14 protein-coding genes and 1 pseudogene are annotated in these 13,233 nt (G+C 65.1%); 2 read left to right on the top strand and 13 right to left on the bottom strand.

Annotated features, from left to right (window positions below; translation table 11 throughout):
* Window positions 1-92: 92 nt before the first annotated feature.
* From ACH107_RS08055 to crcB, 5 genes are all read right to left on the bottom strand, one after another.
* Complete coding sequence (locus ACH107_RS08055) at window positions 93-1,112, bottom strand: amino acid ABC transporter substrate-binding protein (RefSeq protein ID WP_412505376.1); 1,020 nt, start codon at window positions 1,110-1,112, stop codon at window positions 93-95.
* 240 nt (window positions 1,113-1,352) lie between these two features.
* A complete protein-coding gene (locus ACH107_RS08050) occupies window positions 1,353-2,063 on the bottom strand; it encodes an ATP12 family chaperone protein (protein ID WP_412505375.1) in 711 nt (236 codons plus the stop codon).
* A complete protein-coding gene (locus ACH107_RS08045; RefSeq protein ID WP_412505374.1) occupies window positions 2,060-2,743 on the bottom strand; it encodes an HAD-IA family hydrolase in 684 nt (227 codons plus the stop codon). The genes ACH107_RS08050 and ACH107_RS08045 overlap by 4 nt, the downstream gene beginning before the upstream one ends.
* Window positions 2,740-3,783 (bottom strand): RluA family pseudouridine synthase, encoded by a 1,044-nt coding sequence (locus tag ACH107_RS08040; RefSeq protein ID WP_412505373.1) that lies wholly within the window; start codon window positions 3,781-3,783, stop codon window positions 2,740-2,742. The genes ACH107_RS08045 and ACH107_RS08040 overlap by 4 nt, the downstream gene beginning before the upstream one ends.
* On the bottom strand, window positions 3,780-4,157 hold the full coding sequence (crcB, locus tag ACH107_RS08035) for a fluoride efflux transporter CrcB (protein WP_412505372.1): 378 nt from the start codon (window positions 4,155-4,157) through the stop codon (window positions 3,780-3,782). The genes ACH107_RS08040 and crcB overlap by 4 nt, the downstream gene beginning before the upstream one ends.
* Window positions 4,158-4,329: 172 nt before the next feature.
* Here crcB and ACH107_RS08030 point away from each other — a divergent pair, with 172 nt between their 5' ends.
* Window positions 4,330-5,592 (top strand): glycerate kinase, encoded by a 1,263-nt coding sequence (locus ACH107_RS08030; RefSeq protein WP_412505371.1) that lies wholly within the window; start codon window positions 4,330-4,332, stop codon window positions 5,590-5,592.
* Between the two features lie 90 nt (window positions 5,593-5,682).
* Here ACH107_RS08030 and ACH107_RS08025 read toward each other — a convergent pair whose 3' ends face one another.
* From ACH107_RS08025 to petA, 6 genes are all read right to left on the bottom strand, one after another.
* Window positions 5,683-7,023 carry a UDP-glucose dehydrogenase family protein gene (locus ACH107_RS08025; protein WP_412505370.1) on the bottom strand — a complete coding sequence of 447 codons (1,341 nt, stop codon included), beginning with the start codon at window positions 7,021-7,023 and terminating at the stop codon, window positions 5,683-5,685.
* A gap of 241 nt (window positions 7,024-7,264) precedes the next feature.
* Complete coding sequence (locus ACH107_RS08020; RefSeq protein ID WP_412505369.1) at window positions 7,265-7,837, bottom strand: cob(I)yrinic acid a,c-diamide adenosyltransferase; 573 nt, start codon at window positions 7,835-7,837, stop codon at window positions 7,265-7,267.
* A 4-nt stretch (window positions 7,838-7,841) separates the two neighbouring features.
* Complete coding sequence (locus tag ACH107_RS08015; RefSeq protein WP_412505368.1) at window positions 7,842-8,045, bottom strand: twin transmembrane helix small protein; 204 nt, start codon at window positions 8,043-8,045, stop codon at window positions 7,842-7,844.
* A 145-nt stretch (window positions 8,046-8,190) separates the two neighbouring features.
* A complete protein-coding gene (locus ACH107_RS08010; RefSeq protein WP_412505367.1) occupies window positions 8,191-8,979 on the bottom strand; it encodes a cytochrome c1 in 789 nt (262 codons plus the stop codon).
* A gap of 17 nt (window positions 8,980-8,996) precedes the next feature.
* On the bottom strand, window positions 8,997-10,319 hold the full coding sequence (petB, locus tag ACH107_RS08005; protein ID WP_412505366.1) for a cytochrome b: 1,323 nt from the start codon (window positions 10,317-10,319) through the stop codon (window positions 8,997-8,999).
* Between the two features lie 14 nt (window positions 10,320-10,333).
* Window positions 10,334-10,897, bottom strand: coding sequence for a ubiquinol-cytochrome c reductase iron-sulfur subunit (gene petA / locus ACH107_RS08000; protein WP_412505365.1), 564 nt, complete (start codon window positions 10,895-10,897; stop codon window positions 10,334-10,336).
* 219 nt (window positions 10,898-11,116) lie between these two features.
* Here petA and ACH107_RS07995 point away from each other — a divergent pair, with 219 nt between their 5' ends.
* The gene (locus ACH107_RS07995) at window positions 11,117-11,794 is read left to right on the top strand and encodes an outer membrane protein (RefSeq protein WP_412505364.1); all 678 of its coding nucleotides are present in this window, start codon (window positions 11,117-11,119) and stop codon (window positions 11,792-11,794) included.
* A 26-nt stretch (window positions 11,795-11,820) separates the two neighbouring features.
* On the opposite strand, the gene mtaB is transcribed toward ACH107_RS07995, so the two are convergent.
* Together mtaB and ACH107_RS07985 are read right to left on the bottom strand one after the other, a co-directional pair.
* Window positions 11,821-13,077, bottom strand: a complete 1,257-nt coding sequence (gene mtaB / locus ACH107_RS07990; RefSeq protein WP_412505363.1) for a tRNA (N(6)-L-threonylcarbamoyladenosine(37)-C(2))-methylthiotransferase MtaB — start codon at window positions 13,075-13,077, stop codon at window positions 11,821-11,823.
* A pseudogene (locus tag ACH107_RS07985) lies at window positions 13,074-13,233 on the bottom strand (diaminopimelate epimerase); the annotation flags it as partial. The pseudogene ACH107_RS07985 and the gene mtaB, both read right to left, overlap by 4 nt.

The following is a 13,233-nucleotide window of genomic DNA, read 5'->3' as shown; positions in this document are numbered from 1 at the left end:
CGGTTTTTATCTAGCGCGTCAGGGGCGTGGGCCGGTTTATATATCCGGATGCGATGAGGGCGCGGGACAGGCCCGCGCCCTTTCTGGTGCTTTTAGCGGAAAGGCGGCGAGTACATCAGGCCGCCATCGGTCCATTGCGCGTTGAGCCCGCGCGCGAGGCCGATCGGGGTGTTCTCGCCGATATGCTTCTCGAACAGCTCGCCGTAGTTGCCGCCCGTCTGGATCGCGCGAACCGCCCAGTCGGCATCGAGGCCGATCATCTCGCCCAGATTGCCCTCGGTCCCGAGAATACGGTTCACTTCGGGCTTGTCTGTCGGGCTTGCCGCCATTTCCTCGATGTTGGCGCTCGTGATGCCGTATTCCTCGGCGGCGATCAGCGCGTTGAGGGTCCAGCGAACGACATCGCCCCACTCGTTGTCGCCATGACGCACGAGCGGTCCGAGCGGCTCCTTCGAGACGGTTTCAGGCAGGATGACGTGATCGTTCGGGTTCTCAAAGGCAGCCCGCGTCGCGGCAAGGCCAGAGCGGTCCGTGGTGTAGACGTCACACGCACCCGCAAGGTACTGTTGCTGCGCCTCGGCATTCGTCTCGATCGGGACCGGATCATAGTCCATGTTGTTGGCCCTGAAGTAATCGGCCAAGTTCAGTTCGGTCGTCGTGCCAGTCTGGATGCAAACGGTCGCACCGTCGAGTTCCTTGGCCGAGCTGACGCCGATGCCTTTCGGCACCATGAAGCCCTGACCGTCATAGTAGTTGATGCCGACGAACTCGAATTTCAGGTCGTTGTCACGGCTGAAGGTCCATGTGGTGTTGCGCGCCAGCATGTCGATTTCGCCGGATGCAAGGGCGGTGAACCGGGTCTTGCCCGTGGTGGGCACGAATTCGACGGCCTGAGGATCACCCAGAACAGCCGCGGCGACAGCGCGGCAAACGGCGACGTCGAAGCCATCCCATTCACCGTTTGCGTCGGGAGCTGCGAAGCCGACGAGACCGGTGGTCACGCCGCAGTTCAGCGTGCCGCGCGCCTTCACGTCATCCAGCGTAGCGGCAGCCGCACCACCGGCCGTCAGGCCAGCAACAGTCAGCGCGCCAATAAATACGGATCTTTTCATGTTTACCTCTTCCTGATTGTCCGCCGTCCCAGAGGGCGGTTCTTTCGGCCGTCCGAGGCCGGGTCGATACTTTAACCGGGAGGATATCTCCCTCAGTGATCGCAAGTTTGTGTGGATTCATCACGAAACGTCAAGACCCACGTCACCAAAAAGCATGGGTAATCGACCTGTTCCAGCGTGAATTGACAGTCGAATGACCTGCCTTCCGCGACGTCGGGTTTCGGCGCGCAAGGAGCAGGATTACCGACGCGAAAGATCGTGAAACTTCTTGGCGTTCATGAAGTCAGATTCTTTTCGCGCGGCGTGATCGCGCGCTTCTTCATCAAAACCCCAGAGCTCTGCCTGCCAAGTCTCGTCCACGCGCGATGCCTGCCACAATTCTTGCACCGGCCGGACATCGTGAACCGCCGCCAGACCGATGATCAATGACCCCGAAAGGCTGACCAAGTCGTGAACCGCGGTCAGGGCGAATATGTCCATGCCGTGAACCTCGGCGCTCAAGGCCCCGAGTGCCGCCTTGTTCTGGGGGTGGTGCATGACACCGACCACGGGCCGCAGGTGGGCACCGAATGTCATGGCCGCCCAGTCAAGCAGGGGATCCCACGCCCCGGCCTGTCGCTCGATCAAGCCGGCCGGCGCATCCGCGCGGTAGCACAGCAGGTCGGAATCGCCGTAATCCGCGATCATGTCCGCAACTTCGTCACGCTGATGCGCGACCTTGTCTATCGCGGCATTCGCGGCACGCGTGGCCGGCATGGCGTTCGGATCGATCTCGCCCTGCTGCGCGTCCCATTCAGCCGCGACCGCCTCGGCGAGTGCCCGCGTTGGCACGAGCAGTTGCGCCTTGGCCGGGGTTTTGACCGGGCGCCCATCGAGCGCCACGCCGAAACCGCTGGTTTCCTCGGTCACCTGTGCCGTGTCCCAGAACCGTTTCGCTTTCCATTCACTCATGCCGCACCCCGCCAATGGTTTTCCAGAAACTCCGGCAAGTCACGGAAATCCTCCAGCACATGGGCCGCCTCGTGCATGGCATCAGGCCCGTGATATCCCCAGCCCACGCCGATACCGGTGACGCCGGCGGCCCGTGCCATTTCCATGTCGTAACTCGTGTCACCGATCATCACGGCATTACCGCGCTCGATCCCGGTTTCGTCCATCGCCGCGTGCAGCATGGACGGGTGCGGTTTCGACGGGTGATGGTCGCTGACCTGCTGGGTCAGGAAAAGATGCCGTATTCCGTGCCCGTCCAGCAGCTTGTCGAGACCGCGGCGGGATTTGCCCGTGGCAATGCCAAGGATGTTCCCGGGCACGGCGTGCAACCCTTCCACGATCGCTTGTGCATGATCATACAGGGGCGACGACTCTGCCGCGCCCGCTTCCGAACGAAGCTGCACGTAGGCATCCTTGTACCAGTCAACCATGCGTCGGTGCATGGCCGGCGGCGTGTCCGGCGCCAAGCGCGGAATGGCCACGTCCAGCGACAAGCCGACAATGCGCAGGATCGCCGACCGCTCCGGAACTGGGACGCCCGCGGTTGCGAATGCATGCCGCATCGCGCCGACGATATCCCGTTGGCTATCGACCAGCGTGCCGTCCACATCGAAAACGATCAGGCGCAACGGCGCGGTCATGTTGTTTCCTCGAACGGATCGTCGGGCGCATCGGCGGGTTTCCATTGAAGCATTTCCCACGTCCGGGCCATGTGGTCCGGCAATGGCGCCATGAGACTCAAAACGGCCCCCGTCACGGGATGCGTCAAGGTAAGCGATCTCGCATGGAGGTGCAGCTTCCGGCTGATTTCACCGCCCAGCTGGGCCCCCCATCCGTCCCCCGGATTGTCCTGGCCGGAACCGCCGTACTTGCCGTCGCCCACGATCGGGTGTCCCAGTTCGGCCATGTGCGCCCGCAACTGGTGTGTGCGGCCCGTTACGGGGACCAACGCCACCCATGCGGTTCTCGTTCCGGCCGCCTCGATCACGGCGTAATCCGTCGTCGCGTGTTTCGCGTCCGGGGTCGTCTTTACTTCCGCAGGGTGCACGCAGCGCATTTTCTCGCCTTCGCCCTGCGCCCCGTGGCCGGGCGCCTTCATCAATCCATACTTGATCGTGCCCATACGTGGCGTCGGCACGCCGGCCACCGCAGCCCAGTATACCTTGCGGGTTTCACGGTGGCGGAACGCCTCGGTCAACGATTTGGCCACGCCACGCGTCCGCGCAAGAAGCAGAACGCCCGAGGTGTCCTTGTCGAGCCGGTGAACCAGCTTGGGCCTCTCGTCCAGCTCGAACCGCAAGGCATCCGCCAGACCGTCGACATGGCGCGTCTGGCCGCTACCGCCCTGTACCGGCAGGCCGGGTGGCTTGTTGAGCGCGATGATCTGGTCGTCCCGATAGATCACGGCGGCCCGGATCATGGACGCATCCGCCGAACTTATTTCCTGGCGCTGTCGCGGCGGTGCGCTTGAGGAATCGGGCAGCGGGGGCACGCGCACTTGCTGGCCGGGCGCCAAGCGGGTACTCGCTTTTACCCGGCCACCGTCAACGCGCAATTCACCCTTGCGGCACATCTTCTCGATGCGGCCCTGGGGCACAGACGGGAACTGCCGGCGCAGCCACCTGTCCAACCGCTGATCGCCGTCTGCCGCGTCAACATTGAGGATTTGCACGCCACTCATGCCCAGATCTCCCGCGCCAACCAGACACCAAGGCCGATTGCCATCAAGGACAGGCAGACAGAAAGCACCACGTACAGCCCGGCGGCGCCGATCTGCCCGCGCTCGTAAAGCATGAACGCCTCGAGCGAAAAGGTCGAAAAGGTCGTGAATCCGCCAAGCAGGCCGGTCATCATCAGCGGGCCGAGTTGCTGCATGTCGCGTTGAAACGCGAACACGACGAACGCGCCGATCAGGAACGAGCCCAGCACATTGACCCCCAGAGCGCCCAACGGAAACGCCGGGCCGGTCAGACGGGCCACGCCAAGCCCGGCCACGAACCGAAGTACCGCGCCTATCGCGCCGCCAAGGGCCACCTGAAGCAGTGTCATGATCATGCCGCGGTCTGTCGCGCGGGACCCGGCGATTGTCAAGCTGGGCGCGCTGATCCGCTGCGGCATGACATAGGGCGCGCGCATCCGGGCGGTGACGTGACGCGTCCGGATTGTTTCATGGCGCGCGCCCGCGCTAGGGTGTCCTCGATATCCCCAGTCAAGCAGGTTTCCGAATATGCAAGATCCAGAAACATTCCTGCGCAACCTTTTCGATCGCGCCGTCGCGGTTGCCGATCCCATGCAAAGCCTGCGACACGCCCTGCCCCCGCGTCCCGATGGCCGTCTTGTCGTGATCGGGGCCGGCAAGGCCAGCGCCCGGATGGCCGAGGCCGTGGAGGCGAGTTATGGCCCCTGCGAAGGGCTCGTGATTACGCGCTACGGGTATGCGCGCCCCTGCGCGGGCATCGAGATCGCCGAGGCCGCGCATCCTGTTCCCGACGCCGCCGGCATGGCCGCGACCCGGCGAATGCTTGATCTGGTCAGCGGACTTGGCCCAGAGGATATGGTGATTGCGCTTATCTCGGGCGGCGCCTCGGCGTTGCTGGTGCAGCCCGCGGGGGACATCACCCTTGCCGAGAAGCAGGCCGTGAACGAGGCGCTTCTGGCCTCGGGCGCGCCGATAGGCAAGATGAATATCGTTCGAAAACATCTCAGCAGGGTCAAGGGCGGGCAGCTGGCTGCCGCGGCCCACCCCGCCCGCATGCTGGCACTGATGATCTCGGATGTCCCCGGCGACGATCCGGCGATGATCGGCTCGGGTCCCACGGTGGGCGATGCCAGCAGCCCGGCGGATGCGCGCGCGATAATCGACAAGCATGCAATCTCGGTGCCGTCATCCGTCGCTGCCCTTCTGGCGGGCAGGTCCGGGGTCGTCGCGCCGGGCGACCCGCGCCTTTCGGCTGTTGAAAATGTCATCTATGCTGCGCCCTCCCAATCGTTGAGCGCCGCCGCGGAATTGGCGCGCGAAACCGGCTTGACCCCCCGCGTGCTCGGAGATTCCCTCGAAGGAGAAGCACGCGAGGTTGCGGCGGCCCATGCACGGCTGTCACGTGAGCTGCAGGACGGTCTGAAGCATGGCGACGCCCCCATTTTATTGTTGTCAGGCGGGGAACTTACCGTGACTCGTCAAGGGGATGGGCTGGGGGGGCCGAACGCGGAATACGCATTGGCGCTGGCGGTCGCGCTGGATGGGGCACCGGGCGTCCATGCCATCGCGTGCGATACCGACGGCGTGGATGGCGCGGCCGAGGTGGCTGGCGCCGTGATCGGCCCGGATACCCTGCGCAAGGCCGAAGCGGCGGGACGCAGCCCGTTGGCCTCGCTGGAGGAAAACGATGCTCACGGCTTTTTCTCGGCGATCGGCGACCAGGTGGTGACGGGCCCCACCTTGACCAACGTGAACGATTTCCGGGCGATCCTGATCGAACCGGCGGGATGACAGAACCCGCCGGACGGGGCGATTTTCCGGCCGCGGTAACGCGACGGCGACGCGTCGGCATCACGGCGGTGCGCCGGACACGCGGCGGCCCTAATCTGCGCGGGAGTCGGAGGTCCTGAAGAAACGCGCGCGGCCAACGCTGTCATATGCCTCGAAGCCGGCACGCCGCGCATCCCGGGGCGAATAGACGTTGCGCAGATCGGCCAGTCGCGGCCGGGCCATCTTGCGCGCCAGTCGTTTCAGGTCGAGCGCGCGGAACTCGTTCCACTCGGTCAGGATGACAAGCAGGTCCGCCTTGTGCGCGCATTTGTAGGCGTCGGAAAACCACGTGACGCCGGGCAACAGGGCCTCGCCCTCGCGGCGCCCCTGCGGATCACACACGCGCACCTTGGCCCCGCCGCCCACGAGCGCGGGAACAACGGTCAGCGACGGCGCCTCGCGCATGTCGTCGGTATTGGGCTTGAAGGTGACACCGAGAACCGCGATCGTCCGGCCGTTGAACGAGCCGTCGCAGAGGTCGCGCAGCTTTTCCACCATGCGCCGCTTGGTGGTGTCGTTGACCGCGATCACCTGTTCAGTGATTTCCATCGGCACCCCGTTGTCCTGCCCGATCCGGGCCAGCGCCCGGGTGTCCTTGGGAAAGCAGCTGCCACCATAGCCCGGCCCCGCGTGAAGGAACTTGTTGCCGATCCGGCCATCCAGCCCCATGCCGCGCGCCACCTGCTTGACGTCGGCGCCCGTGCGCTCGCACAGGGCGGCGATTTCGTTGACGAAGGTGATCTTGGTCGCGAGGAAGGCGTTGGCCGCGTACTTGATCATCTCGGCGCTTTCCAGGTCCGTGACGATGATCGGGAACTCGCGCAGATAGAGCGGCCGATAGATATCGGCCATGACTTCGCCGGCGCGGTCGGTTTGCACGCCGACGACCACGCGATCGGGTTTCATGAAATCGTCGATGGCCGCGCCCTCGCGCAGGAACTCGGGGTTCGAGGCCACGTCGAAATCAAGCGCCGGGTTGGCCTTTTTCACGGTCTGCTTGACCTGCCGGTTGGTGCCGACCGGCACGGTCGACTTGGTCACGATCACGATGTAATCGCGGGCGATGCGCGCGATCTCGTCGGCGGCGGCCATCACGTAGGTCAGGTCGGCGTGTCCGTCCCCGCGCCGCGTGGGCGTGCCGACGGCGATGAAAACCGCCTCGGCCCCGTCGAGCGCGGCGGCCAGATCGGCGGTGAAGCGCAGGCGCCCGGCCGCGACGTTGCGGGCCATGACCTGATCGAGGCCCGGCTCGTAGATCGGCACCTCGCCACGTTCCAGCATCGCGATCTTGTCCGGGTTCTTGTCCACGCAGACGACGTCATGCCCGAAATCCGAAAAGCACACCCCGGAAACAAGCCCGACATACCCCGTGCCGATCATCGCGATTTTCATGCTGCGGCTCCTTGCCTGCCCCGGGTGCGTAATGCGGCCTCGGGCGGGCCGCGTCAATGCCGGGCAACAGGCGTCGCTCAGTCTGGCCGCGCGGCGTCGGGCGTGATCCCGTGCCGCACGGCGCGTTCACCAGACAATGCCCCTTGCGAAGGCATCCCGGTGCGCCGACCCCGCAGCCGTTAGCGTCCACGGATGCGCACGGCGCGCCCCGGCCGCCGCTACCGCTGGTTGAGGCGCAGGCTCAGCGGTTCGCGCCCGGTACCCAGAGAACGTCGTCGCGGCCCGAATCGTTTGCCATGCGGGCCGCCACGAAGAACCAGTCGCTGAGACGGTTCAGGTAGGTCACGGCCGCCGGGTTCACACCCTCGACGGTTGCCAGTTCCACGACCAGCCGTTCGGCGCGGCGCGACACGGTGCGGCACTGGTGCAGGTACGCGGCGAGCGCGCTGCCACCGGGCAGGATGAAGCTGCGCAGCGGTTCCAGCATGGCGTTCATCGCGTCGATCTCGGATTCGAGCCGGTCGACCTGCCCCTGCGAGATGCGCAGCGGGGTATATTCGGCCTCGTGATCCTTTTCCATCTCCGGACGGCACAGGTCGGCCCCGATATCGAAAAGGTCATTCTGGATACGCGACAATGCGCTGTCGGTCTCGCCGTCGGCATGCAACCGCGCGAGGCCGACTGTCGCGTTCAGCTCGTCGGTTGTGCCGTAGGCGGTCACGCGCATGGAGTGCTTGGCCACGCGTGCACCGTTACCAAGCGCGGTTTCCCCGGCATCGCCGGTCTTCGTGTAGATCTTGTTGAGTACGACCATGTGTTCAGCCCCCGGACCTAAACCAAATGAAAAACAGGATCAGCAATACCGCGACGAACTGCGCCACGAGGCGCCATTTCATCATGCGGTTAGATTTCTTTGCCGATTCGACATCGCCCTTGCCGAAATGGCTGATCCCGACGGCAAGGATCACGACAACCGCCAGCATGGCGGCAGCGACCATCAGGAATACGGGATCGTTCATCATGTTGACGGCCCTTTCATGCGTGTGCCCCTTGGCGATCTAGGCGCGGACACGGCGAAGGCGAACACGAATTCGGCGCGCCTGCCGCTTGTCACGCGAAACCCCCGCCGTCGGGCGGGGGTCCGTGGGATCGCCGGTCGCGGGCGTGTCAGTCTGTCTTCTTGCCCTTGATCGGCGCCCAGAGGCGCTTGTTCGTCAGGTAGAGCAGGACGGACAGGACCGTGAGGAAGATCACGCCCGTCAGGCCGGCATGCTTGCGGTCCATCATCTTGGGTTCGGCCGCCCACATCAGGAAGGCCGCGACATCCTCTGACTCGCTGTGCATGTCGTTCTCGTGCCCGTCGGCATACTCGACATCCTCCCCGTAGAGCGGCGGCGCCATCGCGATCCATCCGCCGGGGAAGGCGGTGTTCTCGTAGAGCGTCACGCCGGCTTCCTCCTTGGTCTCGCCGGTGTAGCCGGTCAGCAGCGACACGATGTATTCCGGGCCGCCCATCCCCTTGAAGAGTTGGTTGAGCCCCGTGCCGTAGGGCCCGTGGAACCCGGCCCGCGCCTTGGCCATCAGGCTGAGGTCGGGCGCGTTCTCGAGATTCGAGCCCGGGAAATGATCCGTGGGCTTGGCCGGGCGGAAATCGTCCAGCTCCTCGTCGAACACCTCGTAGTTCTGTTCGGCATAGGCGCGGACCTGATCCGCCGGCAGGTTCGGCCCCCCCTCGTTGCCGAGCGTGCGGAGCGGCACGTAGTTGAGCCCGTGGCAGGCCGAGCAGACCTCGGTATATACCTGCAGGCCGCGTTGCAGCTGGTTCTGGTCGAACTTGCCGAACGGCCCCTCGAAGGAGAAGTCCACGTCCTCGACATGTCCGCCCTCTGCCGCCATGGCGCCGGTGCCGGAAAGGGTCAGGGCGGCCACCGCGGCTATCGCGAGTTTCTTCAGCATTATCCCGTAATCCTTTCTTACTCGGCCGGCGTGCCGGCTTTGCCGTAATGGGCGTTGAAATCGGCCTCGATCGTCTCGGGCTGGGCCGCCGGTTTCTCGATCACGCCCAGCAGGGGCAGGATGACGAGGAAATAGGCGAACCAGTAGGTCGATCCGATGAGCGATATGGTCGAGTACGGTGGCTCGGCCGGCATGGCGCCCGCCCACATCAGCACGATGAAATCCAGGACCAGAAGCGCGAACCACCACTTGAACATCGGACGGTACCGGCCCGAGCGGACGCCGGAGGTATCCAGCCACGGCGCGAGCGCCATCACCGCGATCGCGCCGAACATCGCCAGCACGCCGAAGAACTTGGCGTCGATGATGCCGCCGGTGATCCAGTTCGCCGCCATCACGACCCAGACATCCGAGGTGAAGGCGCGCAGGATCGCGTAGAATGGCAGGAAGTACCATTCGGGAACGATGTGCGCCGGCGTGACCAGCGGATCGGCCTCGATGTAGTTGTCGGGGTGGCCGAGGTAGTTCGGCATGAACCCGATAATGGCGAAGAAGACCGCCATGATGACGCCGAGGGCAAATAGATCCTTGATGACGAAGTAGGGCCAGAACGGCACGGTATCCTTCTTTGCCTCGGCCTTGGAGCCGCGGCGGACCTCGACGCCGGTCGGGTTGTTGTTGCCCGTCGTGTGGAAGGCCCAGATATGCACCGCCACCAGCGCCGCGATGACGAAGGGCAGCAGGTAGTGAAGCGAGAAGAAGCGGTTGAGCGTCGCGTTGTCCACCGCCGGCCCGCCGAGCAGCCATGTCTGGATCGGCTCGCCGATGAACGGGATCGCCCCGAACAGGCCGGTGATCACCGTGGCGCCCCAGAACGACATCTGCCCCCAGGGCAGCACGTAGCCCATGAAGGCCGTGCCCATCATCAGCAGGTAGATCAGCATCCCGATGATCCAGGTGATCTCGCGCGGGGCCTTGTAGGAGCCGTAATAGAGACCGCGGAAGATGTGCAGGTACACGGCGAGGAAGAACAGCGACGCGCCATTCATGTGCAGATAGCGGATGAAATGGCCACCGTTCACGTTGCGCATGATGTGTTCGATGCTGGCGAAGGCCATGTCGACATGCGGCGTGTAGTGCATCACCAGGACGATGCCGGTGATGATCTGCAGCGCGAGGCAAAAGGTCAGGACGATCCCCCAGATCCACATCCAGTTGAGGTTCTTGGGCGTGGGAATCGTGAGAGTGTCGTAGAGCAGGCCCGCGATCGGCAGACGCCGATGCAGCCATCTCGCGCCACCAGATTGCGGCTCGTAGTGATCGTGCGGAATTCCGGACATGTGCGCGCTTCCTTCTATCCCAGTTTGATCGTCGACTCGTCGACGAATTCGGCCACCGGCACCGGCAGGTTCTCGGGTGCGGGCCCTTTGCGGATGCGCCCGGACGTGTCGTAGTGTGACCCGTGGCAGGGGCAGAACCAGCCGCCGAAATCGCCCGCGCCATTGCCGAGCGGCACACAGCCCAGATGCGTGCAGACACCCATCTGGACCAGCCATTCGCCGCTGTCGTCCATCGCGCGGTTCTCGTCGTTCGCGGGCACGTCACCGGCAATGTTGTCGTTGCGCGCGATCCCGTCGGGCAGGTCGGCCAAATCGACGGCACGCGCGGTTTCGATCTCGTCGGCGGTGCGGCGGCGGATGAAGACCGGCTTGCCCAGCCATTTGACCGTGATCTGCGACCCGGGCTGCACCCCGCCGACATCGACCCGGATCGAGCTGAGCGCCTGCACGTCGGCGGACGGGTTCATCTGGTTGACCAGCGGCCAGACAGCGGCCCCTGCGGTTACGGCACCTGCGCCAGCTGTGGCATAGTAGAGGAAATCCCTCCGGGTGCCTTCGTGATCATCTGCGTGGGACACGAGGTATTCTCCATTTTCAAAGCCGGTGACGGCCTCAGGCGGGTTTCGAACCGATGACTCCCGGTCCTTTCCAGCACGCTATTTAGCGGGGCTTGCCAAGTCAGTCCAGTACGCAATGCCCCCGATTCAGTCAGGGCGCCCATCTGTCGCGCTTGTGAGGAGACTTTTTCATGTGTAGGTGCTACCAGTCCGCAAAGTTTCAACAAGCAGGCCCGATCAATGTTTCACACCGTGAAAACCGCCGCCGCCCTGCTGGCAATGACCGCCGCACCGGCCGCTGCAGAAATGGAATTGAGCCTCTACCTTGGCGCACAGGCTGTCAGCGACAGCACCGGCAGCGGCACGCGCCCCGACGGCACCGCCTTCAGCCGGAATTTCGACTGGGAGGGCAATCCCTTCGATGCCCCGATCTACTATGGCGGCCGCGCCATCTGGTGGACGCAGGGCGATATCGGCTTCGGGCTGGAGGGCACGCATACCAAGGCCTATGCCAGCGACGCGGACCTTGGCGCCATCGGATTTGACCGGCTGGAGCTGTCGGACGGGCACAACATCATCACCGCCAACGTGATGAAACGCTGGCCCGACGCCTTCGGCAAAGGGCGGTTCACGCCGTACCTGGGCGCGGGCCTTGGCGTGGCGATTCCGCATGTGGACATCCTCGTGACGGGGGCCACGAACCGCACCTTCGACTACGAGGCGACGGGCCCCGCCGCGCGCGGTATTGCCGGCATGAAATACGCCCTGACCGAGGACTGGGCCATTTTCGGCGAATACCAGATCACGTGGTCGGACAACGACATCACGATCGACCCGGACCCGGCGCAGGCGCCGGGCAACCTGGACACCGAGATCGTGACCCACGCGTTGAACATCGGCATCAGCTACAGTTTCTGAACCGGGCCGCCGGGGCGGACAGCCGCTCAGGCGACCAGACGGGTCTCGTCCGCGCCGGTGATTCGGGCGAGCGTAATCTCCCCTTCCGCGCGGGGGGCGGCGAAGCCCACCTCGGTGAACTGCTCGGTCCGGCCCATGTGCGGATTTTCCATCAGGACACGGTGCTCGCGCCCGATCTGTGCCGCGAGGTGGGCCGCCACCCGGGCCGCCCCCTTTTCCCGCAGCCGTGCCGCGCGTTCCTTGACCGCGGCGCCGTTCACCTGCGGCATCCGCGCCGCGGGCGTGCCGGGCCGGGCGCTGTAGGGGAAGACATGCAGCCATGTCAGGTGGCATTCATCCACCAGCCGCATCGAGTTCTCGAAATGCGCCTCGGTCTCGGTCGGGAAGCCCGCGATGATGTCGGCGCCGAAGGTCATGTCCGGACGCAGGGCGCGCGCCTGCTCGGCGAAGCGGATCGCGTCGTCGCGCCCGTGGCGGCGCTTCATGCGCTTGAGGATCAGGTCATCGCCATGTTGCAGCGACAGGTGCAGGTGCGGCATCAGGCGCGGCTCGGTCGCGATGGCCTGCATCAGGTTCTCGTCCACCTCGATCGAATCGATCGAGGAAATGCGCAGCCGCGGCAGGTCGGGCACCAGCTTGAGGATGCGCATTACCAGATCGCCCAGTTTCGGCTGCGCCGGCAGATCGGCTCCCCAGCTTGTGAGGTCCACGCCGGTCAGCACCACCTCGTTGAAGCCCTTGCCGACCAGCCGCTTGATCTGGTCGACGACCACGCCGGCCGGCACGCTGCGCGAATTGCCCCGGCCATAGGGAATGATGCAGAATGTGCAGCGATGATCGCAGCCGTTCTGGACCTGCACGTAGGCGCGCGAGCGGGTGCCGAACCCGTCGATCAGGTGACCCGCGGTCTCGGTCACCGACATGATGTCGTCCACGCGGACCTTCTCGGTTTCGCCGATGAAATCGCCGGCCAGCCCGGCCCATGTATCGGCCTGCATCTTCTCGGTGTTGCCGATGACGGCATCGACCTCGGCCATCGCGCTGAACGTCCCGGGCTCGGTCTGGGCCGCGCAGCCGGTCACGATCACCCGCGCGTCGGGGTTCTCGCGCCTCAGCCGCCGGATTTCCTGCCGCGCCTTGCGCACGGCCTCGGATGTCACGGCGCAGGTATTGACCACCACGGCGTTGTCCAGCCCGGCCTCGGCCGACAATTCGCGCATGGCCTCGGTCTCGTAGGCATTGAGCCGGCAGCCAAGCGTGGTGAAAACGGGGGCGCGGGTCACGTCACGGAATCCATGAACTGCCGCGTCAGAACGCCGTCGCACACGTGCATGGTCGGGCCGGTCATCCAGACGCCGTCCTCCCGCCACGCGACCGCCAGTGTGCCGCCGTCCAGATCGACGCGCACGTCGCGCCCGGTCAGCCCGCGCCGCGCCGCC

The organism is Roseovarius halophilus (ex Wu et al. 2025) (assembly GCF_047086965.1).
This window is presented reverse-complemented; position numbering and strand designations above follow the sequence as displayed.